The following is a 22149-nucleotide window of genomic DNA, read 5'->3' as shown; positions in this document are numbered from 1 at the left end:
ATGGCCATTCTGCATTCCGCGCCGCGCTACGCTCCGTTTGACGGGGTCAAGGATACGCTGGCGGCCGCGCTCGGCGATCTGGTGATCGAAGCCAAGGAAGAGCACGGCGAAATCGTCCTGCTGGTGGTGCGCGAGCGCATCCAGGACGTGCTGCGCACCCTGCGTGACGAGCACGAATACCAGCAGTTGATGGAGATTGCCGGGGCGGACTATCCGCAGCGGCTCGACCGCTTCGAGGTGGTCTATTGCCTGCTGTCGCTGACCCGCAACCATCGCCTGATCGTCAAGGTCCGCACCGACGAGAGCACCCCGGTGCCGACCGCCACGGTGCTGTGGCCGGTGGCTGGCTGGCTGGAGCGCGAAGTCTACGACATGTATGGCGTGCTGTTCGCGGGCAACCCGGACCTACGCCGCATCCTGACGGACTACGGTTTCCAGGGCCATCCGTTCCGCAAGGATTTCCCGCTGACCGGCTATGTCGAGCTGCGCTATTCCGAGGAAGACCAGCGCGTGGTCTATGAACCCGTGCGCCTGGCCCAGGACTTGCGCCAGTTCGACTTCATGAGCCCGTGGGAAGGCGCGGACTACGTGCTGCCGGGTGACGAGAAGGCCGCGCAGGCGGCCGCTCCGGCGCCGGTGGCGACGCCCAAGGACACGCCGACCCCGGCGCAGACCGGTGCTGGCGCTGCTGCCAACAAGGACGCGGCCAAGCCTGCGGGAGACAAGCCAGTGGGAGACAAGGCATGAGCTTTTCGCTCGAACAGTCGCCCACCACGGGCGACGAGGTCATCACCAACTACACGATCAACTTTGGCCCGCAGCACCCGGCCGCGCACGGCGTGCTGCGCATGGTCATGGAGCTGGACGGCGAAATCATCGAGCGGATCGATCCGCACGTTGGCCTGCTGCATCGCGGCACGGAAAAGCTGATCGAGCACAAGACCTATCTCCAGGCGCTGCCCTATTTCGACCGCCTGGACTACTGCTCGCCGCTGGCGATGGAGCACTCCTACGTGCTCGCGGTGGAAAAGCTGCTCAACATCGAAGTGCCGCTGCGCGCGCAATACCTGCGCGTGCTGTTCGCCGAGCTGACGCGCATCTGCAACCACATGCTCAACATCGGCTCGCACGTCATGGACGTGGGGGCGATGACGCCGAACCTGTGGCTGTTCGAAATCCGCGAGGACTGCCTCACGTTCTTCGAACGCGCTTCGGGCGCGCGTATGCACTCGGCCTGGTTCCGCCCCGGCGGCGTGCACCAGGACGTGCCGCTCAAGCTCTTGACCGACATTGCCGACTGGCTCGACACGCGCCTGCCGCAACTGTTCGACGACGCGATGAGCCTGGTGGTGGACAACCGCATCTTCAAGCAGCGCAACGTCGATATCGCCGTGGTGAGCAAGGAAGACGCGGTGGCCTGGGGCTTCTCCGGCCCGATGATCCGCGGCTCGGGCATTCCCTGGGATATCCGCAAGGCGCAGCCCTATGACGTCTATGACCGCATGGAATTCGATATTCCGGTCGGCACGCGCGGGGACTGCTATGACCGCATGATGGTGCGCGTCGAGGAAGTCCGCCAGTCCGCCCGGATCATGAAGCAGTGCCTGGCGCAGATGCCCGAAGGCCCGGTGCAGAGCACCGACCGCAAGGTGGTGCCGCCCAAGCGCGCCGAGATGAAGAGCTCGATGGAAAGCCTGATCCATCACTTCAAGCTCTACACCGAAGGGTTCCACGTGCCGGCCGGCGAAGTCTATGTCGCCACCGAAAGCCCCAAGGGCGAATTTGGCGTCTATCTGGTCTCCGACGGTAGCAACAAGCCCTATCGCTGCAAGATCCGCCCCACGGCGTTCTCGCACCTCCAGGCGATGGATTTCATGTCGAAGGGCCACATGCTGCCCGACGCCACTGCCATCCTGGGCGCGATCGACGTGGTGTTCGGGGAGTGCGACCGGTGAGCCGCGCGCAGATCGACCAGGTTTCGATCCTGGCCTGCCTCACCGGGTTGGTCCTGACAGCGGCATGGTTCATTGCCTTTGCCGTGACCGGCACGGCGCCGGAAAGCCTGGCCATGCTGGCGAGCGCAGTCGGTGGCTTCGAGCTGTTCCACTTCGGCCAGGGGCTGTGGTTCGGCCGCGCCCGCCGTCGCACGGGAGGGCGCTGAGATGCCGGGCCTGACCGAAATCGCCACGGCCATGATCGCGGCCTACAACGCCCAGGATGCCGATACTTACGTCACCTACATGACCGACGATGCCTGCGAGGCAGGCTATCGCGGCGCGGTGGTGCGCGAAGGCAAGGAAGGCACCCGCGAGGGCCTCAAGAAGATGTTTGCCGAGTTTCCGGAAAACCGCGCCGAAGTGATCGGTTCGAACGAGCTGGGCAACTATGTCGTGTTTCACGAGCGCGTCTGGCGCTCTGCCGCCGCCGAGCCGTTTGACGTGATTGCCGTCTACAGCTTCGACGGCGACAAGTGCGCCCGCGTGGAGTTCATTCGCTAATGGCTGATCGTCATCCCGAACCCGATAGCCCCGAGCTGCGCGCGCGCTGGGGCAACTTTGCCTGGACCGAGGCCAATGCGGCCAAGGCGAGGGAAATCGTGGCGCGCTATCCCGCCGGTCGCCAGCGTTCGGCGGTCATGCCGCTGCTCGATCTGGCGCAGCGCCAGGTGGGCGCCGAGGAAAACACGCAGGGTTGGCTGCCGCTGCCGGTGATGGAATATGTCGCCACCCAGCTCGACATGCCGATCATCCGCGTGCTGGAAGTGGCGACATTCTACACGATGTACAACATCGCGCCGGTCGGCCGCTTCCACGTCCAGGTCTGCGGCACCACGCCGTGCATGCTGCGCGGCTCCGACGACATTCTCGCGGCCTGCAAGGCCAAGGGCATGAAGAAGGGCCACACCACGGCCGATGGCCTGTTCACGCTGACCGAAGTGGAATGCATGGGCAACTGCGCTTCGGCCCCGATGGTGCAGATCAACGACGACAACTATGAAGACCTGACGGCCGAGCGGATCGAGCACATCCTCGACGAACTGGCTGCCGGGCGCCAGCCCAAGACCGGCACGCAGGAGCCGGGCCGCCACACCGTGGAACCGGTGGGCGGGCCGACCTCGCTGACGGCGATGGTTTCTGAAAACCACGATTACCGAGGGGAGTGGTAAGCCATGGCCCTTGCCGACAAGGATCGCATCTTCACCAATCTCTACGGCTACCAGCCGTGGAACCTCGCGGCCGCCCAGGCGCGCGGTGATTGGGACAACACCAAGGATCTGATCGCCCGCGGGCGCGACGCGATCATCCAGGAAATGAAGGACTCCGGCCTGCGCGGCCGTGGCGGTGCGGGCTTCCCCACCGGCATGAAGTGGTCGTTCATGCCCAAGGAATCCAAGGATGGCCGTCCCAGCTTCCTGGTGATCAACGCCGACGAATCCGAACCGGGTTCCTGCAAGGACCGCGAGATCATCCGCCACGATCCGCACAAGCTGATCGAAGGCGCGCTGGTCGCCGGGTTCGCCATGGGCGCGCGCGCGGCCTACATCTACATTCGCGGTGAATATATCCGCGAAGCCGAGACGCTGTTCGCCGCCGTGGCCGAAGCATACGACGCGGGCCTGCTGGGCAAGAACGCGGCCGGTTCGGGCTATGATTTCGACGTCTTCGTCCATCGCGGCGCGGGCGCCTACATCTGCGGCGAAGAAACCGCGATGATTGAATCGATCGAAGGCAAGAAGGGCCAGCCCCGCCTCAAGCCCCCGTTCCCGGCCGGCGCCGGTCTCTATGGCTGCCCGACCACGGTGAACAACGTGGAATCGATCGCGGTTGCCCCGACAATCCTGCGCCGTGGCGCGTCCTGGTTCTCCAGCTTCGGCCGCGAGAACAACAAGGGCACCAAGCTGTTCCAGATCAGCGGGCACGTGAACACGCCCTGCGTGGTCGAAGAAGAGATGTCGATCCCGTTCCGCGAACTGATCGAAAAGCACTGCGGTGGCATTCGTGGCGGCTGGGACAATCTGCTGGCCGTGATCCCCGGTGGTTCCTCGGTGCCGCTGGTGCCGGCCGCCGAGATCATGGACGCGCCGATGGATTTCGACGGGTTGCGCGCGCTCGGCTCCGGCCTGGGCACGGCGGCGGTCATCGTCATGGACAAGTCCACCGACATCGTCCGCGCGATCAGCCGCTTGTCGTACTTCTACAAGCACGAGAGCTGCGGCCAGTGCACCCCCTGCCGCGAAGGCACCGGCTGGATGTGGCGCGTGATGGAGCGCCTGCGCACCGGCGATGCTGACGTGGAAGAGATCGACATGCTCTTCAACGTGACCAAGCAGGTCGAAGGCCACACCATCTGCGCTCTGGGTGATGCGGCCGCCTGGCCGATCCAGGGCCTGATCCGCCACTTCCGCCCCGAAATCGAACGTCGCATCGCCGCGCGCGCCGACGTTCGGGAGGCCGCAGAATAATGCCCAAGGTCAAAGTAGACGGCGTCGAACTCGAAGTTCCGGCCGGGGCCACCGTGCTCCAGGCCTGCGAACTCGCCGGCAAGGAAATCCCCCGCTTCTGCTATCACGAGCGACTGAGCATCGCCGGCAACTGCCGCATGTGCCTGGTCGAAGTGAAGCCCGGGCCGCCCAAGCCGCAGGCTTCGTGCGCGCTTCCGGCCAGCGAAGGCCAGGAAATCCGCACCGACAGCGAAATGGTCAAGAAGGCGCGGGAAGGGGTGATGGAGTTCCTCCTCATCAACCACCCGCTCGATTGCCCGATCTGCGACCAGGGCGGCGAGTGCGACCTTCAGGACCAGTCGGTGGCCTATGGCCGTGGTGGCTCGCGCTATCACGAGCACAAGCGCGCCGTGACCGAGAAGTACATGGGGCCGCTCATCAAGACCACGATGACGCGCTGCATCCACTGCACCCGCTGCGTGCGTTTCTCCGAAGAGATCGCCGGCGTGGACGAAATCGGCGCGCTCTATCGCGGCGAAACCATGCAGATCAGCACCTATCTGGAAAAGGCCGCCAAGCACGAGCTTTCGGCCAATGTGATCGACCTCTGCCCGGTCGGCGCGCTGACCAGCAAGCCCTATGCGTTTGAAGCGCGTCCGTGGGAGCTGAAGAAGACGCTCTCGATCGACGTTTCGGACGCGATCGGCGCCAACATCCGCCTCGACAGCCGTGGCCGCGAAGTGCTGCGCATCCTGCCGCGCGTGAACGACGACGTGAACGAGGAATGGCTGGCCGACCGCGGCCGCTTCATGGTCGATGGCCTCACCCGCCGTCGTCTCGATCGTCCGTGGCTGCGCCGCGACGGCAAGCTGGTCGCCGCGACCTGGGCCGAAGCCTTTGCTGCCGTGGCCTCGATCAATCCGAGCGCGTCGGTGGCGGTCGTCGCCGGTGACCTGGTTGATTGCGAAACCATGTTCGCGGCCAAGCAACTGGCCGGCGCGCTCGGGTCTTCGCTGCTCGAAGGGCGCCAGACGGGCCTCGCCTACACCGCGTCCAACTTGGCTGCCGTGGCGTTCAATTCGACTCTGGGCGGGATCGAGGAATCCGACGCGATCCTGATCGTGGGCAGCCAGATCCGCGACGAAGCCCCGCTGCTCAACGCCCGCCTGCGCAAGGCGGTCAAGCGCGGCGCCAAGGTCTTCGTGATCGGCCCGGTCTGGGATACGACCTATCCCGCCACGTTCCTGGGCGAAGATGCCAGCCTGCTGTTCAACCTGCCGGCCGACGTCACCGAGGCCTTTGGTGCGGCGGCCAAGCCGGCGATCATCATCGGCGGTGGCGCGCTGGCCAAGGGTGCGCTGGAAGCGGGCCTGGGTTTTGCCGAACGCTTCAACCTGGTGCGCGAGGGCTGGAACGGCTTCAACGTGCTGCACATGGCGGCTTCGCGTATGGGCGGCCTGATGCTCGGCTATGCCCAGCCCGGCGGCCTGGCCGATCTCGTGGCGGCGAAGCCCAGGATGGTCATCTCGCTCGGCGCCGACGAAGTCGACTGGACCAAGTTTGCCGACAGCATGATCGTGCACATCGGCCACCACGGTGACAAGGCGGCCCATGCCGCCGACGTGATCCTGCCCGCTGCCGCGTTCAGCGAAAAGGACGGCACTTACGTCAACACCGAAGGCCGCGTGCAGTTTGCCGAACGCGCCGTGTTCGCTCCGGGCGAAGCGCGTGAGGACTGGACGATCCTGCGCGCGCTGGCCGATGCCTTTGGCGTCAATGTCGGCTTCGACAGCTTTGAACAGCTCCGCGCTGCGATGATTGCGCAGGTTCCTGCGCTCGGCCAAGAAGGCCTTGCCTACTACGGCGCGCTGCCGGCGGCCCCGGCCACGGCGGATTGCGCGGGTACGATCGGCTATCCGATCAAGGACCCCTACCTCAACAACGCCATCGGCCGGGCCAGCCCGACGCTGCAACGCTGCTCGGCGGAACTGCTCCACGGTGAACTTCAGGCGGAGGCCGCGGAATGACTGCGTTCTTTCAGGGTCTTGGCCTGCCCTTCGCGGCGGCCTGGACCATCTCCACGATCTGCGGCATCCTGCTGATCGCGCTGCCGGTGATGCTGGCGGTGGCCATGGTCATCTATGTTGACCGCAAGGTCTGGGCCTCGATGGCGCTGCGTCGCGGCCCCAACGTGGTCGGTCCGTTCGGCATCCTCCAGTCGTTTGCCGATGGCCTCAAGGTCTTCCTTCAGGAAACCATCATTCCTTCGGCGGCGAACAAGGGCCTGTTCCTGATCGCCCCGATCATCACTTTCACGGTGGCGCTGCTCGCCTGGGCGGTGATCCCGTTCAACTCGGGCGCGATCCTCGCCAACATCAACGTCGGCCTGCTCTATATCCTGGCGATCTCGTCGCTCGGGGTTTACGGCATCGTCATCGCCGGTTGGTCGTCCAACTCGAAGTATCCGTTCTTCTCGGCGATGCGCGCCTCGGCCCAGATGATCAGCTATGAAGTCTCGATCGGCTTCATCCTGGTCTGCGTGGTGCTGTGGGCCAACTCGTTCAACCTGAACGATATCGTCAAGGCACAGCACGGCTTCGGGCTCGGCTTCATCAACGGCTTCTGGTGCAGCCCGCTGCTGTTCCCGATGTGGGTGATGTTCCTCATCTCCAGCATGGCCGAAACCCAGCGCGCGCCGTTCGACCTGACCGAAGCGGAAAGCGAACTCGTCGCCGGTTACCAGACCGAATATTCGTCGATGGCGTTCGCCCTGTTCTGGCTGGGTGAATATGGCAACGTGCTCTTGATGTGCGCGCTCAATGCCACGCTGTTCTGGGGGGGCTACCTGCCGCCGGTGGAACTGGCGGTTCTCTACCTGATCCCTGGCTGGATCTGGCTCATCCTCAAGATTGCTTTCGGCTTCTTCGTGTTCAGTTGGGTCAAGGCGACGGTGCCCCGTTACCGTTATGACCAACTGATGCGCCTTGGCTGGAAGATCTTCCTGCCCGTCTCGCTGCTGTTCGTGTTCCTCGTCAGCGGCTACCTCATGGCTACCGGACACTTCGCATGACTGTCGGACAGCTCGTCAAGAGCTTCACCCTCTGGGAGTTCGTGAAAGCGCACTGGCTGACCCTGAAGTATTTCTTCAGGCCCAAGGCGACCGTGAACTACCCGTTCGAGAAGAACCCGATCTCGCCGCGCTTCCGTGGTGAACACGCCCTGCGCCGTTATCCCAACGGCGAGGAACGCTGCATCGCGTGCAAGCTGTGCGAGGCCGTGTGCCCGGCGCAGGCGATCACGATCGAGGCGCAGCCGCGCGAGGACGGCAGCCGCCGCACCACGCGGTACGATATCGACATGACCAAGTGCATCTTCTGCGGCTTTTGCCAGGAAGCCTGCCCGGTCGATGCCATCGTCGAAGGGCCGAACTTCGAATACGCGACCGAAACGCGCGAAGAACTGCTTTACGACAAGGCCAAGCTTCTGGCGAACGGGGACAAGTGGGAGCGGGCAATTGCCGCGAACCTTGAAGCCGATGCACCGTACCGGTAAGGGGCGCGCGTCATGATCCAGGCAATTGCCTTTTACCTTTTCGCCACGCTGACGATCTTTTCGGGCGCGGTGACCATTCTCGCCCGCAACCCGGTGCATTCGGTGCTGTGGCTGATCCTGGCGTTCTTCAACGCGGCCGGGCTGATGATCCTCATCGGCGCCGAATTCATCGCGATGCTGCTGGTGATCGTCTATGTCGGCGCCGTCGCGGTGCTGTTCCTGTTCGTCGTCATGATGCTGGACATCGACTTCGCGCAGCTTCGCGCCGGGTTCATCAAAAACTTCCCGCTCGGCTTTGCCCTGGCTTTCGTGCTCCTGGCCGAACTGGTCATGGGCGTGGGCGCCTACAAGGCCGGTGGCCTGGCACTCGGCACGCCCGACGCGGCGACTGCGCCGGTGGCGGGCCTGTCGAATACCGCCGCGATCGGGGCGCTCCTCTATTCGCGCTATCTCTTCCTGTTTGAAACCGCCGGCATCATCCTGCTGGTGGCGATGATCGGCGCCATCGTGCTGACCCATCGCCAGCGTGGTGACGTGCGCGGCCAGAAGCCGAGCAGCCAGATCTCGCGCCGTCCGGAAGAGGCGACCATCAATCTTCAGCCGGAAGTCGGGAAGGGGGTTACGCTCTGATGATCGGCATCGAACACTATGTCATCGTCAGCGCGATCCTGTTCGTGCTCGGCGTGCTGGGGATTTTCCTCAATCGCAAGAACGTCATCATCCTCTTGATGGCGATCGAGCTGATCCTGCTGTCGGTGAACCTCAACCTGGTCGCCTTCAGCGTCTTTCTTCACGATCTGGTCGGCCAGATCTTCGCAATGTTCGTGCTCACGGTGGCGGCGGGCGAAGCGGCGATCGGGCTTGCCATTCTTGTCATCTACTTCCGTGGCCGCGGCACGATTGCCGTTGACGACGTCAACCGGATGAAGGGCTGAACCCATGTCGTCCATCAACGTCATCGTCTTCCTGCCGCTTCTGGCAGCGATCGTTGCCGGCCTTGGCAACAAGAAACTCGGCCTGATCCCGGCCAAGGTGATCACCACCGGCGCGCTCGCTGTCTCGTGCGCGCTGTCGTGGCCGATCTTCCTGTCGTTCCTGGGTGGCCACGCGCAAGCCAGCGTCACCCCGGTGCTGCAATGGGTGAAGTCGGGCGATCTCGACTTCCTCTGGGCGCTGCGGGTCGACACGCTCACCGCGATCATGCTGGTGGTGATCACCAGCGTCTCGTTCCTCGTGCACCTCTATTCGTGGGGGTACATGAGCGAGGAGCCGGATCAGCCGCGCTTCTTCGCCTATCTGTCGCTGTTCACCTTCGCCATGCTCATGCTGGTGACGGCCGACAACCTGGTGCAGATGTTCTTCGGCTGGGAAGGCGTCGGTCTGGCTTCCTATTTGCTGATCGGCTTCTGGTTCCGCAAGCCCAGCGCCAATGCTGCGGCGATGAAGGCCTTTGTGGTCAACCGCGTGGGCGACCTTGGCTTCATGCTCGGCATCTTCGGCGTGTTCTGGGTGTTCGGCACGGTCTCGATCCCGGCGATCCTGCATGCCGCGCCTTCGGTGCTGCCGGGTTCGACCGTCGGCTTCCTGGGCCATCGCTTCGACACCGCGACCGTGCTGTGCATCCTGCTGTTCATCGGCGCGATGGGCAAGTCCGCCCAGCTTGGCCTGCACACCTGGCTGCCCGACGCGATGGAAGGCCCGACCCCGGTGTCGGCGCTGATCCACGCGGCCACCATGGTGACCGCAGGTGTGTTCATGGTCTGCCGCCTGTCGCCGCTGTTTGAACTCAGCCCGACCGCGACCGGTTTCGTGACCTTCATCGGCGCGATGACCTGCTTCTTTGCCGCCACCATCGGCACGACGCAGACCGACATCAAGCGCGTGATCGCCTATTCGACCTGCTCGCAGCTCGGCTACATGTTCTTTGCCGCCGGCGTCGGCGCCTATGGCGCGGCGATGTTCCACCTGTTCACCCACGCCTTCTTCAAGGCGCTGTTGTTCCTGGGTGCCGGCTCGGTGATCCATGCGATGCACCACGAGCAGGACATGCGCTATTACGGCGGCCTGCGGAAGAAGATCCCGCTGACCTTCTTCGCCATGATGGCCGGCACGCTGGCCATTACCGGGGTGGGTGCGTTCGAGATCGGTTTCGCCGGTTTCTTCTCGAAGGACGCGATCATCGAGGCCGCCTGGGCCAAGGGCACCGAACTGGGGCACTTCGCCTTCTTCATGGGCGTGTTCGCCGCGCTGCTCACCAGCTTCTATTCTTGGCGCCTGGTCTATCTGACCTTCTTCGGCAAGCCGCGCTGGGAGCAGTCGGAGCACATCCAGCATGCGGTTCACGATGCGCATGGCCATGGCGACCATGGACATGACCATGGCCACGGCCACGATCATCACCACCATGACGAACACAGCGACGGCACGGCGGGCTATCACCCGCACGAAAGCCCGCTGGTCATGCTGGTGCCGCTGGTTGTGCTGTCGCTCGGTGCCATTTTCGCCGGTTGGGTGTTTGCGCATGCCTTCATCAGCGAAGGCACCGGCGAATTCTGGAAGGGCGCGCTGGTCTATAGCGAGCACCTGATCCACGCCGCGCACCATGTGCCGACCTGGGTGAAGTGGTCGCCGTTCGCAGTGATGGTCACGGGTTTCCTGATCGCGACCTATGCCTACATCGTGAACCCTGGGTTCCCGGCGGCCTTCGTCGAGCAGTTCGGCTTCCTCTACCGCTTCCTGCTCAACAAGTGGTACTTCGACGAACTCTATCACTTCATCTTCGTGCGCCCCGCGCTCTGGCTCGGCCGCGTGTTCTGGAAGGTGGGTGACATCGGGATCATCGATCGCTTTGGCCCGAACGGCGCCGCCTGGCTGGTGGCGCAGGGCAGCCGCGGGGCGGTCAAGCTCCAGTCCGGATATCTCTACAGCTATGCGCTGGTCATGCTCGTCGGTCTCGTCGGCGCGATCAGCTGGGTGATCGCACAATGACCGGCTTTCCGATCCTTTCGCTCATGCTGCTGGTGCCGCTCGTCGGCGCCGGCCTCGTCCTCAAGGCCAATCGCGAGCAGGCCCGCCTGATCGCGCTGATCGCCACCCTCATCGATTTCGTCCTCGGCGTCGTCCTATGGATGCACTTCGACGTGGGCGGCGCGCAATGGCAGTTCCAGGAGCGTGCCGCGCTGTTCTCGGGCTTTGAATGGAAGCTCGGCATTGACGGCATTGCCCTGCTGCTGATCGCGCTGACCGTGTTCCTCATGCCGATCTGCATCGGCGCGAGCTGGAACTCGATCGAGAAGCGGGCAGGCGAATACTATGCCGCCTTCCTGCTGATGGAGACGCTGATGATCGGCGTCTTCACCGCGCAGGACCTGTTCCTGTTCTACATCATGTTCGAGGCCGGCCTGATCCCGATGTACCTGATCATCGGCATCTGGGGCGGGGCGGATCGCATCTACGCCAGCTACAAGTTCTTCCTCTACACGCTGCTCGGCTCGGTGCTGATGCTCATCGCGATGTTCTGGATGGTCAACGTGGCCGGCACCAGCGACATTCCCACGCTGATGGCCTACAACTTCCCGGTCCAGGCCCAGACCTGGCTGTGGCTCGCGTTCTTTGCCAGCTTTGCGGTGAAGATGCCGATGTGGCCGGTGCACACCTGGCTGCCCGACGCGCACGTGCAGGCGCCGACTGCCGGTTCGGTGATCCTGGCCGGCGTGCTGCTCAAGATGGGTGGCTATGGCTTCATCCGCTTCTCACTGCCGATGTTCCCGCAGGCCTCGGCGCAGCTTGCGCCGCTGGTGTGGGGCATGTCGATGGCGGCGGTGGTGATCACTTCGCTGATCGCGCTGGTCCAGCACGACATCAAGAAGCTGATCGCCTATTCGTCGGTCGCGCACATGGCGATCGTGACGATCGGCCTGTTCGCCTTCAACACGCAAGGGTTGGAAGGCTCGATGCTGATCATGCTCAGCCACGGCTTGGTCGCCGGTGCGCTGTTCCTTGGCGTCGGCGTGATCTACGATCGCCTGCACACCCGCGAGATCACCCGTTACGGTGGCCTGGCGATCAACATGCCCTACTACGCGCTATTCATGCTGCTGTTCACCATGGCCTCGATCGGCCTGCCGGGCACCAGCGGGTTCGTCGGCGAGTTCCTGTCGCTGATGGGCGTCTATGCCGAAAGCAGTTGGGTGGGCCTGGTCTGCACCACCGGGATCATCCTGGGCGCGGCCTATATGCTCTATCTCTATCGCCGGGTTATCTTCGGCGATCAGAAGAACGCTGATGCCGCCGCCATGCTCGATCTCGACAAGCGCGAGTGGGCGATGATGGTGCCGCTGGCCGCTGTCGTGCTGTGGATGGGCGTCTACCCCGAAAGCTTCCTGGCGCCGATGCGCAAGGATATCGCCGCGATCGAGGCGCGCGTCGCCCCGACCAAGCCCAAGGGCGACCTGCAATTTAAACTCGGGGTGGGCCAGCCCGCCCATGAAGAAGCCGCGCACGGGGAGGCGCACTGATGGAACTGCTTCGCTCTCTCCAGATCACCCTGGCCGAGGAAGTGCTCAGCGTTTCCGGCCTGGTGCTCCTGCTGGTCGCCGCCTGGGGTGGGGACAAGGCCGCGCGCCTGATCTCCATCCTGTCGGTCGCCGTGCTCGCGGTCTGCGCGCTGATTGCCGCGCCCGCGCTGTGCGGGTCGGCCATGGGGCCTGATGTGACGGCCTTTGCCGGCCAGTATCGCGCCGATGCCTTTGCTGCCTTTGCCAAGCTGCTGATCTATGCCGGTGCTGGCGTGACGCTGATCGTGGCGCCTGCCTTCTTCGAGCGGGTGCGCGGCATGCGCGCCGAATTCCCGCTGCTGGTGCTGTTCGCGGCGCTCGGCATGGGCATCATGGTGTCGGCCGGGGACCTGCTGGCGCTGTACATCGGCCTCGAACTCAACAGCCTTGCCTCCTATGTGCTCGCTTCGATGCTGCGCAGCGACGAGCGTTCGGCGGAATCGGGCCTCAAGTACTTCGTGCTCGGCTCGCTCGCTTCGGGCATCCTGCTCTATGGTGTCAGCCTGACCTATGGCTTCACCGGCACGACCAGCTTTGAAGGCATTCGCCTGGCGCTGGGCCATGGCCTGTCGACCGGGGCAACGTTCGGCGTGGTCTTCGTGCTCGCCGGCCTGGCGTTCAAGATCAGCGCCGCGCCGTTTCACATGTGGACGCCCGACGTCTATGAAGGTGCGCCGACCCCGGTGACGACTTTCTTTGCCACCGCGCCCAAGGTGGCCGCGCTTTCGCTGCTGATGCGCGTGAGCCTGGAAGCCTTCGGGGCACAGCCCCACGCCTGGCAGCAGATCGTGATCTTTGCCGCGCTGCTGTCGATCGTGATCGGTGCGCTGGGCGCGATTGGCCAGAACAACATCAAGCGCCTGATGGCCTATTCGTCGATCAACAACGTCGGCTTCATGCTCATTGGTCTCGCCTGCGCCAACCAGCCGGGCGCGGCCGCGATGCTGATCTACCTGGCGATCTACGTGGCGATGTCGGTGGCGGGTTTCGTGGCCGTGCTGATGCTCAAGGACGCTGATGGCGAACCGGTCGAAGCCATTTCCGACATGGCCGGCCTGTCCAAGACGCGCCCTGGGCTCGCCGCTGCGCTGGCCGCGGTGATGTTCAGCCTGGCGGGCATTCCGCCGCTGTTCGGCTTCTGGGGCAAGTTCGTGGTGTTCCAGGCGGCGGTGCAGGCCAACCTGCTGGCGCTCGCCGCGATCGGTATCGCCGCTTCGGTGATCGGCGCGTTCTACTACCTCAAGGTGGTGAAGGTGCTCTATTTCGATGAAGCGACCGACAAGGTGACGGGCAAGAGCGACCTGGCGCACACCGTGCTGCTGGTGATCGCCACGCTGTTCATCTCGCCGCTGGGCTACCTGCTGACCAACTGGCTGCACGGCCTGGCCGGCAATGCCGCAGCCGCGCTGTTCCACGTGGCCTGAGCCGCCCTTGCTCGAACTGGTACAAGAAATCCCCTCCACCAACGCCGCCCTGGTTGCGCGCGTTGGTGGGGGGGATTGCCTTTTGGAAGGGCACTGGCTGATTGCCGATCGCCAGACCGCCGGGCGCGGTCGCGCCGGGCGGGTGTGGAGCGACGGCTTCGGCAATTTCATGGGTTCCACGCCGGTGCGCCTGGCGCCGCACGAAACCGCGCCGCAGACACTGGCGCTGGTCGCCGGGCTGGCGCTGTGGGACGCGATCGCCGTCTGCGCGCCGGGGCTGCCCGCGCTCTATCTCAAATGGCCCAACGACGTGCTGGTGGGGCAGGCCAAGCTGGCCGGTATCCTGCTGGAGCGTGTGGGGAACACAGTGATTGTCGGGATCGGCGTGAATCTCGCGTCCGCGCCCGTGGTGCCTGGGCGTGAAACCGCATCGCTTGCCGCGCTGGGGCATCCGGTGGCGCGTGACGCTTTCGCCGCCATTCTCGCGGAGCGCTGGGCCGCGCACTTGGGCGCCTGGCATGCCGGGCAGTGGCCCGCCTTGCGCGCGGCCTGGGAAGAGCGCGCGGTGCCGCGTGGCACGCTGGTTTCGGTCAACGATCGCGATCATGGCCCGATCATGGGCGGATTTGCCGGAATCGACGCGGATGGCGTGGCGCAATTGCGCCTGGCCGATGGCCGGGTGCTTGCGATTCACGCCGGCGATGTCGATCTGGTGGGGGAGCCGGCGCCGCCTGCTGCCCGGGGAGATGCGTGATGCTGCTGGCGGTTGATGTCGGCAATACCAACGTTGTGTTCGCGCTGTTCGAGGATCGCACGATCCGCGCGCGCTGGCGCGTGGCCACTGATCCGCGCCGCACGGCGGACGAATATGCGGTGTGGCTGCTGCAACTGATGCAGATCCAGGGCTTTGCCCGCGAGGCCGTGCGCCAGATCGTGATTTCCACGGTGGTGCCGCGCGCGCTGCACAACCTGCAAGTCCTGGCCGACAAGTATTTCGGGCTGGAAGCGCTGGTGGCGGGGCAGGGCGATGCCGAGTGGGGCTTCGTCGCCGATGTGGACGAACCGCGCTCGCTGGGCGCCGACCGTGCGCTCAACGTGATTGCCGGCCATGCCCGCCATCCCGGCGAGCATCTGATCATCATCGATTTCGGCACGGCGACGACGTTTGACTGGGTGGACCGCGCCGGCACCTACAAGGGCGGGATCATCGCGCCGGGCATCAACCTGTCGCTCGATGCGCTGGTGAGCGCGGCGGCCAAGCTGCCGCGCATTGCCATTTCGGTGCCACGCCAGGGCGAAAGCGTGATCGGCCGCAACACCGAAGACCAGATGCACATCGGCGTCTTCTGGGGCTATGTGGCGATGATGGAAGGCCTGATCGCCCGCATGCGCGCCGAAATCGGGGAACCGGCCAAGGTGATCGCCACGGGCGGCCTTGCCGTGCTATTTGACCGCCACACGCGGATTTTTGACCATGTCGATGCCGATCTTACGTTGGATGGCATGGCCTTGCTTGCAGAGCGCGCCCTTGCGGCCGCCCAGAACAGGACAACAGAGTGAAGCCCGGAAAGGAATTGCTGTTTCTCGCCCTTGGTGGTTCGGGCGAGATCGGGATGAACGTCAACCTCTATGGGTGTGACGGCAAATGGCTGATGGTCGACCTGGGCATGACCTTTGCCGATCCCTGGTATCCGGGCGTGGAACTGGTCTTTGCCGATCTCGATTTCATAGAGGAGCGCAAGAAGGATCTGCTCGGCATCGTGCTGACCCACGCGCACGAAGATCATATCGGCGCCGTGCCCTATTTCGCGCAGGAACTGGGCGTGCCGCTCTATGCCACGCCGTTCACCGCGCGCCTGGTGTATGAAAAGCTGGTCGAGGCCGGGATCGAGGACGTTGTCGAGCTCAACGTGATCGAGAACGAGGGCAGCCTGTCGCTGGGCGCGTTCGATATCCGCTATGTGCCGCTGGCCCACTCGATCGCCGAAGGCAACGCGCTGCTGATCGACACGCCCTATGGCCGCGTGTTCCACACCGGCGACTGGAAGCTGGACGACGAGCCGCGCGTGGGCACGCCCGCGACCGAGGAAGAGCTGACCGCGATCGGCGACGAAGGCGTGCTCGCGCTCGTCTGCGATTCGACCAACGTGTTCAATCCCAAGCCTTCCGGTTCGGAAGGCGCGGTGCGCGCCGGGCTGCTGGAAACCATTGCCGAGTTGAAGGGGCGCCGCGTGGTGGTGACCACGTTTGCTTCCAACGTGGCGCGCTTGCAGACCCTGGCCGAAGTGGCCGAGGCGACCGGGCGCCAGCTCTGCGTGGCCGGCCGCTCGCTCGATCGCATCATCAAGGTTTCGCAGGCTTCGGGCTATCTGCTCGATTTCCCCGAGCCGATCAGCATGGACGCGGCGATGGACCTGCCGCGCGGCGAAGTGCTGATCCTGGCCACGGGTGGGCAGGGCGAAGCGCGCGCGGCGCTGGCCCGGATCGCGGGGGACCAGCATCCGATCAAGCTGGAAGCGGGCGACGCTGTGGTCTTTTCCAGCCGCCAGATTCCCGGCAACGAACTGGCCATTGGCCGCGTGCAGAACGCGCTGGTGGAAAAGGGCGTGCGCCTGATCACCGACAAGCAATCGCTGATCCATGTGTCGGGCCATCCCGGCCGCCCGGAACTGGTCGCGCTCTATGAATGGCTGCGGCCCAAGATCCTGGTGCCGGTGCATGGCGAAGTGCGCCACATGGCCGAGCAGGCCCGCCTAGGCAAGGCCGAGGGCATTCCCAAGACCATCCTGCAAAAGAACGGCGATCTGGTGCGCCTGGCGCCCAACGGGCCGGTCAAGCTCAGCAGCGAGCGCAATGGGCGCCTGGTGCTGGACGGCGATATCATCGCCCCGGCCGATGGCGAAGCCATGGCGGCGCGGCGCAAGCTGGGCAACAATGGCCTGATCAGCGTGGCGCTGGCAGTGACCCTGGAAGGCAAGCAGGCCTCAGGTGTCGACATCGGCTGCGTCGGCGTGCCGTTGGAGGAGGACATGGCGCCGTTCCTGGAAGAAGCGCGCGAAGACGTGTCCAAGGCGCTCAAGGCCTTGAAAGGCGACCGCAAGCGCGATCGTGTGGCCGTTGCCGAATGCGTGCGGCTTGCGGTACGACGCACGGCGCAGCGCTGGTGCGGCAAGAAGCCGGTGGTGCAGGTTCTGCTGCGCGAGCGCTGAGCCACGGCGCAGGCGATTGGCGCAAGAGGGAGAAGGACGATGCGTTGGGGCTCCATGCTCGCGGTCTATGCCCTGATCTGGGTGATCTCTGCCTTTGCCGTGCTTCCCTTCGGCCTGCGCACCCCGCATGAAGCCGGGGTGGCGCCGGCCAAGGGCCATGCCACCAGCGCGCCGGTCAATTTCCGGCCGCGCCTGGTGGTCTTGCGCGCCACGGTCGTCTCTGCCCTGGTGTTCGCGCTGCTCTACGCCAATTTCCGCGAGGGCTGGATCACGGTCTCGGATCTCGACATTTCGCCGCTGATTGGCCTGTAAGTTACCAGAGAATGCCGCCTTCGGGCTGAACCACCGGAACGGGGGGCAGGCCCAGGCTCTCGTTGCAATCGGATTCGATCGTTGCGCACATCGCGGTCAGCGGGGCGTCGTGGATCGTGTTGGCGAACGGATTGACCAGGTCGTCGCCGATCTGGAGCGCGGCCAGGAACATGAAGCCGGCGAGCGCCGAGCCCAATGGCGTTGCAGGCCCGAGCGTTTCAACGAGGCCGATCGGCAGCAGCGCGCAGAACAGCCGCGTGAAGAACGTGGGGAAGCTGCGGTATTGCGCCGGCAATGGCGTGTTGCGCAGTCGCTCCATGGCGCCCTGGGCATTGCTGATGTCGACCAGGATCGCTTCCAGGCGGTTCCATTTCATCGAATCGATCCAGCCCTTGCGCTGCGCGCTGGCGAGCCGCAGGCCATTGCCTTCGAGCAGGCCATTGGCCGCGTTGCGACGCGCGAGTTCCGGGATCGGGTCAGGCCCCAGCACGCGGTGGGCGCTTTCGGCCGTGTCCTCCCCGCGCAACTGGTGGCGCAGTACATGGACATAGGCGATGTGGCGGCGCACGATCTCGTGGCGCAAGGCCTGTCCCTCGGCATGATCGGGCAGGGCCGAACCGACCGCGCGCGCCAGGCTGCGCGAAGCGTTGGTCATCGCGCCCCAGACGATGCGCCCTTCCCACCAGCGCGCATAGGCGGAATTGACCCGGAACCCGAGCAGGAGGGCGAGGCCCGTGCCGAAGATGGTGAGCGGCAGCGCGGGGGCGGGGAAGGGCGTGAAATAATAGAAGACCGTTACCGCCACGTCCCACACGAACAGGGCGAGCAGCGTGTTCCACGCGGCCACGAATGTCATGCGGATGCGGGGTGTCTTGCCAACGATCATGCGTGATGAAACCTTTGATCAGGGGCGCTCGTCCGCCTGGCCAGCGCGATCCATGCCCAGCCAGGCGCGCCGCAGCGCGATGCAGCCGATAATACCGATCACTTTGGCCAGCGCCAGTTGCAGTGTCTGTCCTTCTTCGTTGATCGCCAGCCAGGCAAGGACGACCATGGCCAGCAAGGCGCAATGCACCGGCAAAGCCTCGATATCGTTCCAGCGCAGCGGCGTCTCGCCGCCATGGGCCGCGTTGCGAAACGGTCTGGGGAAAGGAAATGCAGAGGCCATAGACAGGTTCCCATGTCTTTCGGGCTGGCCGTGATGGCCCGCCAACAGCCCTTCATTTTGCGATGCGCCAGGCCAATGGGAATGCCTCGTGGGCGCAAGAGTGACTTGCAGATTTGGAAAACATGAGTGTTTCCAAAGTCTTTTGCGAACATTTCAAGGGCGGGCAACGATTTCAAACAGTTCTGCAACCTTGGCCGTATTGCGACGCAACACCCGCTTCCTATCGTGGAAGCATGGCTGATCGATTTTCCGAACTGCTTTCATTCGTCCGCGTGGCCGAGGCCGGCAGCCTGTCGCAGGCGGCCGCGCGTCTGGGCCTGTCGCTGCCGGTGGTGAGCCGCCGCCTGGCGCAACTGGAGGCGCGCCTGGGCGTGGCCCTGGTGCGCCGCAACAGCCGGCACCTGTCGCTGACCGAGGAAGGCGAGATGTTCTACCGTCAGGCCGGGCAAGCGCTGGCGGACATGGAGCGTGCGGAAAGCGCGGTCCGCAATCGCGGCACCGGCCCGGCCGGAACGCTCAAGGTGGCCACCACGCTCGCCTTCGGGCGGCGGCGCCTGGGTGACTTGTTGCAGCGCTTCGCCCGCGCCCATGCCGACGTGACGGTGCATCTCGACAGCGTGCAGACGCTCGCCAATCCGGTGGAAAGTGGGCACGACCTGGTGATCAGCTTTGCCCCGCCGCCCAATTCATCGTTGATCTGCCGGCGCCTGGGCAGCAATCCGCGCCTGCTCTGCGCGGCGCCGTCCTATCTGGAGCGGCGCGGCCGCCCCCGCGCAGTGGATGACCTGGCGCGGCACGATCACGTGGTGGTGCTGGACGAGGCCGGGGCCGTGCTGCGCGAGGGACTGCCGGAAAGCCTGGCGCTGCCCGCTGGCCTTGCCACCAACGATGCCGACGTGGCGCGCGCCTGGGCGCTCGATGGCGCCGGGATCACGCTGCATTCGCTGTGGGAAGTGGCAGAGGATCTGGAAAGCGGCGCGCTCGAAGCGGTGCTGCCCGAAATCGAACTGCCGCCCCTGCCGGTGGTCGCCCTGTTCGAACCGCGCCAGGGGCGCATGCCGCGCTTGCGGCGCTGCTTGCAGTTCCTGGCACATCAGGTGCCGGCGCTGGCTTGAGGGGGTTCGCCCCCTCCGACGGCCTGCGGCCGCCACCTCCCCCGGTGGGGGAGGAGCTTAGACGCCTTCGAGGGCGTAGCCGGCGGAGCGGACGGTGCGGACCGGGTCGGCCGCGCCGGGCAGGGCAATGGCCTGGCGCAGGCGGCGGATATGGACGTCCACGGTGCGCAGTTCGATGTCGCTGCCGCTGCCCCACACCGCATCGAGCAGTTGCCCGCGCGAGAAGACGCGGCCGGGATGCTCCATGAAGTGCTTGAGCAGGCGGAATTCGGTGGGGCCGATCTTGATCGTCTGGCCGCGGCGCGTGACGCGGTGCGCGGTGGGATCGAGGCTCATGTCCCCCACGGTGATCGTCTCACCGGCCAGCGCCGGGCGCACGCGGCGCAGCACCGCGCCGACGCGGGCGATCAGTTCGCGCGGCGAGAATGGCTTGGTGACATAGTCGTCCGCGCCGGTTTCCAACCCGCGCACCCGATCGTCCTCGTCGCTGCGCGCCGTGAGCATGATGATCGGCACGTGCGCGGTCGCCTTGTTGCGGCGCAGGCGGCGGCATACTTCGATGCCGCTGGTGCCGCCGATCATCCAGTCGAGCAGCACCAGGTCCGGCGTGTCCTCGGCGGCGAGCAGCAGGGCCTCGTCGCCATCGTCGGTGCTGCGCACATCATAGCCTTCGCCGCGGAAGCGGTATTCCACGAGTTCGGCCAGCGCGGTGTCGTCTTCGACGAGAAGCAGCTTGGGAGCAGACACGCATTACCTCCGGGGATCTACCTTGACCGTAACCTTGCGAAAGCACGACAATTGTTACGTGGCCGTGACGAAATACACGGGAATAACGCGCCTCGGCGTTCAGGCCGGCGGAATCACATCTTCCCGTTCGGGTAGATAAGTGCCGGTGGCGGCATAATGGACGATTTCGGCGATGTTGGTGGCCTGGTCGCCGATCCGCTCGATATTGCGGGCCACGAACATGAGCTGCGCGACGCTGCTGATCGTGGCGGGGTTTTCCACCATGTAGGACACGAAGTTGCGGAACACGCTGTCGTAGATCGCGTCGACCTTGGCATCGCGGCGCACGATCTCGGCCGCGGCCACGGCATCGCGCGCGGCATAGGCGGTGAGCACGTCGTGCACCATGTCGCTGGCCAACTCATTCATGATCGGCAGCAGGGTCAGCGGCTCGAAACGCTTGCGCCCTTCGATGTGGCCCACGCGCTTGGCGATGTTCTTGGCATAGTCGCCGATGCGTTCGATCACGCCGGCGATTTTGAGCGCGGCGATCACCTCGCGCAGGTCGTCGGCCATCGGCGCGCGCAGGGCGAGCACGCGGATCGCCAGGCGATCGACTTCGCCTTCCAACTGGTCGATGCGCTTGTCGCGCGCGATCACGCTGGCCGCGAGATCCTCGTTGCCGCCGACCAGCGCGTCCATCGCTTCGGTGATGGAAAGTTCGGCCAGGCCGCCCATTTCCGCCACCAGGCCGCGCAGGCGGGTGATATCTTCGTCGAAAGCCTTGACGGTATGTTCAGCCACGTCTGATTCCCTTACCCGTAACGGCCGGTGATATAGTCCTTGGTGCGCTCTTCCCGCGGATTGGTGAAGATATCCGAGGTCGTGCCATATTCCACGATCTTGCCCATATGGAAGAACGCGGTGCGCTGCGAGACGCGGGCGGCCTGCTGCATCGAGTGGGTAACGATGACAATGGCATAGCGGCCGCGCAGTTCGTCGATCAGTTCCTCGATGCGTGCGGTGGCAATGGGATCGAGCGCGGAGCACGGCTCGTCCATCAGGATCACTTCGGGATCGACCGCGATGGCGCGGGCGATGCACAGCCGCTGCTGCTGCCCGCCCGAAAGCGCGGTGCCGCTGTCGGCCAGGCGATCCTTGACTTCGTCCCACAGGCCGGCGCGCTGGAGCGAGCTTTCGACGATGCCGTCGAGTTCGCTCTTGCTGGTGGTCAGGCCGTGGATGCGCGGGCCATAGGCGATGTTTTCATAGATCGACTTGGGAAACGGGTTGGGCTTTTGGAACACCATGCCCACCCGCGCGCGCAACTGCACCACGTCCATGCCGGAGCGGTAGATGTCCTGCCCGTCGAGCAGGATCTCGCCTTCGACGTGGGCACCGGCAATTGTGTCGTTCATGCGGTTCAAGGAGCGCAGGAAGGTGGACTTGCCGCAGCCCGAAGGGCCGATGAACGCGGTGACATAGTCATTCGGCACGTCGATCGAAACGTCATCGATCGCGCGCTTGGCGCCATAGAAGACGCTGACGTTGCGGGCGCTGATCTTGGCCGGGCCATCGTCGGGCAGGGCATTGACCGACGGCGCGGTTTGCGCAGGAGCATCGTGGAGGGGAAGGGGGGCGTTCAT

General features: G+C 64.9%; 24 protein-coding genes. 19 read left to right on the top strand and 5 right to left on the bottom strand.

Annotated features, from left to right (window positions below):
- The 18 genes from IE191_RS05030 to IE191_RS04945 are packed head-to-tail and all read left to right on the top strand — an operon-like array spanning position 1 to position 17494.
- Positions 1-747 (top strand): NADH-quinone oxidoreductase subunit C, encoded by a 747-nt coding sequence (locus IE191_RS05030; protein WP_191323256.1) that lies wholly within the window; start codon positions 1-3, stop codon positions 745-747.
- Complete coding sequence (locus tag IE191_RS05025; RefSeq protein WP_191323255.1) at positions 744-1955, top strand: NADH-quinone oxidoreductase subunit D; 1212 nt, start codon at positions 744-746, stop codon at positions 1953-1955. Before IE191_RS05030 ends, IE191_RS05025 begins: the two co-directional genes overlap by 4 nt.
- Positions 1952-2161, top strand: coding sequence for a hypothetical protein (locus tag IE191_RS05020; protein WP_191323254.1), 210 nt, complete (start codon positions 1952-1954; stop codon positions 2159-2161). Before IE191_RS05025 ends, IE191_RS05020 begins: the two co-directional genes overlap by 4 nt.
- 1 nt (position 2162) lies before the next feature.
- Positions 2163-2498 (top strand): nuclear transport factor 2 family protein, encoded by a 336-nt coding sequence (locus tag IE191_RS05015; RefSeq protein WP_191323253.1) that lies wholly within the window; start codon positions 2163-2165, stop codon positions 2496-2498.
- On the top strand, positions 2498-3166 hold the full coding sequence (locus IE191_RS05010) for a complex I 24 kDa subunit family protein (RefSeq protein WP_191323252.1): 669 nt from the start codon (positions 2498-2500) through the stop codon (positions 3164-3166). The genes IE191_RS05015 and IE191_RS05010 overlap by 1 nt, the downstream gene beginning before the upstream one ends.
- A 3-nt stretch (positions 3167-3169) precedes the next feature.
- The gene (nuoF, locus tag IE191_RS05005) at positions 3170-4462 is read left to right on the top strand and encodes an NADH-quinone oxidoreductase subunit NuoF (RefSeq protein WP_191323251.1); all 1293 of its coding nucleotides are present in this window, start codon (positions 3170-3172) and stop codon (positions 4460-4462) included.
- Positions 4462-6468, top strand: a complete 2007-nt coding sequence (nuoG, locus tag IE191_RS05000) for an NADH-quinone oxidoreductase subunit NuoG (RefSeq protein ID WP_191323250.1) — start codon at positions 4462-4464, stop codon at positions 6466-6468. The genes nuoF and nuoG overlap by 1 nt, the downstream gene beginning before the upstream one ends.
- Complete coding sequence (gene nuoH, locus IE191_RS04995; protein ID WP_191323249.1) at positions 6465-7511, top strand: NADH-quinone oxidoreductase subunit NuoH; 1047 nt, start codon at positions 6465-6467, stop codon at positions 7509-7511. Before nuoG ends, nuoH begins: the two co-directional genes overlap by 4 nt.
- The gene (gene nuoI, locus IE191_RS04990; protein ID WP_022676294.1) at positions 7508-7993 is read left to right on the top strand and encodes an NADH-quinone oxidoreductase subunit NuoI; all 486 of its coding nucleotides are present in this window, start codon (positions 7508-7510) and stop codon (positions 7991-7993) included. The genes nuoH and nuoI overlap by 4 nt, the downstream gene beginning before the upstream one ends.
- Positions 7994-8005: 12 nt before the next feature.
- A complete protein-coding gene (locus IE191_RS04985) occupies positions 8006-8623 on the top strand; it encodes an NADH-quinone oxidoreductase subunit J (RefSeq protein WP_191323248.1) in 618 nt (205 codons plus the stop codon).
- The gene (nuoK, locus tag IE191_RS04980; protein WP_110761368.1) at positions 8623-8928 is read left to right on the top strand and encodes an NADH-quinone oxidoreductase subunit NuoK; all 306 of its coding nucleotides are present in this window, start codon (positions 8623-8625) and stop codon (positions 8926-8928) included. The genes IE191_RS04985 and nuoK overlap by 1 nt, the downstream gene beginning before the upstream one ends.
- Positions 8929-8932: 4 nt before the next feature.
- Complete coding sequence (gene nuoL, locus IE191_RS04975; RefSeq protein ID WP_191323247.1) at positions 8933-10981, top strand: NADH-quinone oxidoreductase subunit L; 2049 nt, start codon at positions 8933-8935, stop codon at positions 10979-10981.
- On the top strand, positions 10978-12510 hold the full coding sequence (locus IE191_RS04970; RefSeq protein WP_191323246.1) for an NADH-quinone oxidoreductase subunit M: 1533 nt from the start codon (positions 10978-10980) through the stop codon (positions 12508-12510). The genes nuoL and IE191_RS04970 overlap by 4 nt, the downstream gene beginning before the upstream one ends.
- Positions 12510-13973 (top strand): NADH-quinone oxidoreductase subunit NuoN, encoded by a 1464-nt coding sequence (nuoN, locus tag IE191_RS04965; RefSeq protein WP_191323245.1) that lies wholly within the window; start codon positions 12510-12512, stop codon positions 13971-13973. The genes IE191_RS04970 and nuoN overlap by 1 nt, the downstream gene beginning before the upstream one ends.
- A 7-nt stretch (positions 13974-13980) precedes the next feature.
- Positions 13981-14727 carry a biotin--[acetyl-CoA-carboxylase] ligase gene (locus IE191_RS04960; protein ID WP_229815112.1) on the top strand — a complete coding sequence of 249 codons (747 nt, stop codon included), beginning with the start codon at positions 13981-13983 and terminating at the stop codon, positions 14725-14727.
- Complete coding sequence (locus IE191_RS04955; RefSeq protein WP_191323243.1) at positions 14727-15533, top strand: type III pantothenate kinase; 807 nt, start codon at positions 14727-14729, stop codon at positions 15531-15533. The genes IE191_RS04960 and IE191_RS04955 overlap by 1 nt, the downstream gene beginning before the upstream one ends.
- Positions 15534-15586: 53 nt before the next feature.
- Positions 15587-17182, top strand: coding sequence for a ribonuclease J (locus IE191_RS04950; protein ID WP_373299242.1), 1596 nt, complete (start codon positions 15587-15589; stop codon positions 17180-17182).
- Between the two features lie 39 nt (positions 17183-17221).
- Positions 17222-17494: a DUF1467 family protein gene (locus tag IE191_RS04945; RefSeq protein WP_191323241.1), complete on the top strand. Its 273-nt coding sequence runs from the start codon at positions 17222-17224 to the stop codon at positions 17492-17494.
- Between the two features lies 1 nt (position 17495).
- Here the strand turns inward: IE191_RS04945 and IE191_RS04940 are convergent, their stop codons facing one another.
- Positions 17496-18380, bottom strand: coding sequence for a bestrophin family protein (locus IE191_RS04940; RefSeq protein ID WP_191323240.1), 885 nt, complete (start codon positions 18378-18380; stop codon positions 17496-17498).
- An 18-nt stretch (positions 18381-18398) separates the two neighbouring features.
- Complete coding sequence (locus IE191_RS04935) at positions 18399-18662, bottom strand: hypothetical protein (protein ID WP_229815111.1); 264 nt, start codon at positions 18660-18662, stop codon at positions 18399-18401.
- Positions 18663-18895: 233 nt separating this feature from the next.
- Here IE191_RS04935 and IE191_RS04930 point away from each other — a divergent pair, with 233 nt between their 5' ends.
- Positions 18896-19777, top strand: coding sequence for a LysR family transcriptional regulator (locus IE191_RS04930; RefSeq protein ID WP_191323239.1), 882 nt, complete (start codon positions 18896-18898; stop codon positions 19775-19777).
- A 57-nt stretch (positions 19778-19834) separates the two neighbouring features.
- Here the strand turns inward: IE191_RS04930 and phoB are convergent, their stop codons facing one another.
- From phoB to pstB, 3 genes are all read right to left on the bottom strand, one after another.
- The gene (gene phoB / locus IE191_RS04925) at positions 19835-20524 is read right to left on the bottom strand and encodes a phosphate regulon transcriptional regulator PhoB (protein ID WP_022676280.1); all 690 of its coding nucleotides are present in this window, start codon (positions 20522-20524) and stop codon (positions 19835-19837) included.
- 99 nt (positions 20525-20623) lie between these two features.
- A complete protein-coding gene (phoU, locus tag IE191_RS04920; RefSeq protein WP_168554541.1) occupies positions 20624-21307 on the bottom strand; it encodes a phosphate signaling complex protein PhoU in 684 nt (227 codons plus the stop codon).
- An 11-nt stretch (positions 21308-21318) separates the two neighbouring features.
- Entirely contained in the window at positions 21319-22149 is an 831-nt protein-coding gene (gene pstB / locus IE191_RS04915; protein ID WP_191323238.1) for a phosphate ABC transporter ATP-binding protein PstB, read from the bottom strand.

This window comes from Novosphingobium pokkalii (genome assembly GCF_014652855.1).
Lineage (GTDB): Bacteria > Pseudomonadota > Alphaproteobacteria > Sphingomonadales > Sphingomonadaceae > Novosphingobium > Novosphingobium pokkalii.
Note: the sequence above shows the minus strand (reverse complement) of the source record. Positions and strands in the feature narration are given on the sequence as shown.

What these genes read in the sequence shown, in the direction of transcription:
- IE191_RS05030 (WP_191323256.1), top strand. Translation starts at nt 1, where the DNA reads ATGGCCATTCTGCATTCCGCGCCGCGCTACGCTCCGTTTGACGGGGTC.
- IE191_RS05025 (WP_191323255.1), top strand. Translation starts at nt 744, where the DNA reads ATGAGCTTTTCGCTCGAACAGTCGCCCACCACGGGCGACGAGGTCATC.
- IE191_RS05015 (WP_191323253.1), top strand. Translation starts at nt 2,163, where the DNA reads ATGCCGGGCCTGACCGAAATCGCCACGGCCATGATCGCGGCCTACAAC.
- IE191_RS05010 (WP_191323252.1), top strand. Translation starts at nt 2,498, where the DNA reads ATGGCTGATCGTCATCCCGAACCCGATAGCCCCGAGCTGCGCGCGCGC.
- nuoF (WP_191323251.1), top strand. Translation starts at nt 3,170, where the DNA reads ATGGCCCTTGCCGACAAGGATCGCATCTTCACCAATCTCTACGGCTAC.
- nuoG (WP_191323250.1), top strand. Translation starts at nt 4,462, where the DNA reads ATGCCCAAGGTCAAAGTAGACGGCGTCGAACTCGAAGTTCCGGCCGGG.
- nuoH (WP_191323249.1), top strand. Translation starts at nt 6,465, where the DNA reads ATGACTGCGTTCTTTCAGGGTCTTGGCCTGCCCTTCGCGGCGGCCTGG.
- nuoI (WP_022676294.1), top strand. Translation starts at nt 7,508, where the DNA reads ATGACTGTCGGACAGCTCGTCAAGAGCTTCACCCTCTGGGAGTTCGTG.
- IE191_RS04985 (WP_191323248.1), top strand. Translation starts at nt 8,006, where the DNA reads ATGATCCAGGCAATTGCCTTTTACCTTTTCGCCACGCTGACGATCTTT.
- nuoK (WP_110761368.1), top strand. Translation starts at nt 8,623, where the DNA reads ATGATCGGCATCGAACACTATGTCATCGTCAGCGCGATCCTGTTCGTG.
- nuoL (WP_191323247.1), top strand. Translation starts at nt 8,933, where the DNA reads ATGTCGTCCATCAACGTCATCGTCTTCCTGCCGCTTCTGGCAGCGATC.
- IE191_RS04970 (WP_191323246.1), top strand. Translation starts at nt 10,978, where the DNA reads ATGACCGGCTTTCCGATCCTTTCGCTCATGCTGCTGGTGCCGCTCGTC.
- nuoN (WP_191323245.1), top strand. Translation starts at nt 12,510, where the DNA reads ATGGAACTGCTTCGCTCTCTCCAGATCACCCTGGCCGAGGAAGTGCTC.
- IE191_RS04955 (WP_191323243.1), top strand. Translation starts at nt 14,727, where the DNA reads ATGCTGCTGGCGGTTGATGTCGGCAATACCAACGTTGTGTTCGCGCTG.
- IE191_RS04950 (WP_373299242.1), top strand. Translation starts at nt 15,587, where the DNA reads ATGAACGTCAACCTCTATGGGTGTGACGGCAAATGGCTGATGGTCGAC.
- IE191_RS04945 (WP_191323241.1), top strand. Translation starts at nt 17,222, where the DNA reads ATGCGTTGGGGCTCCATGCTCGCGGTCTATGCCCTGATCTGGGTGATC.
- IE191_RS04940 (WP_191323240.1), bottom strand. Translation starts at nt 18,380, where the DNA reads ATGATCGTTGGCAAGACACCCCGCATCCGCATGACATTCGTGGCCGCG.
- IE191_RS04935 (WP_229815111.1), bottom strand. Translation starts at nt 18,662, where the DNA reads ATGGCCTCTGCATTTCCTTTCCCCAGACCGTTTCGCAACGCGGCCCAT.
- IE191_RS04930 (WP_191323239.1), top strand. Translation starts at nt 18,896, where the DNA reads ATGGCTGATCGATTTTCCGAACTGCTTTCATTCGTCCGCGTGGCCGAG.
- pstB (WP_191323238.1), bottom strand. Translation starts at nt 22,149, where the DNA reads ATGAACGCCCCCCTTCCCCTCCACGATGCTCCTGCGCAAACCGCGCCG.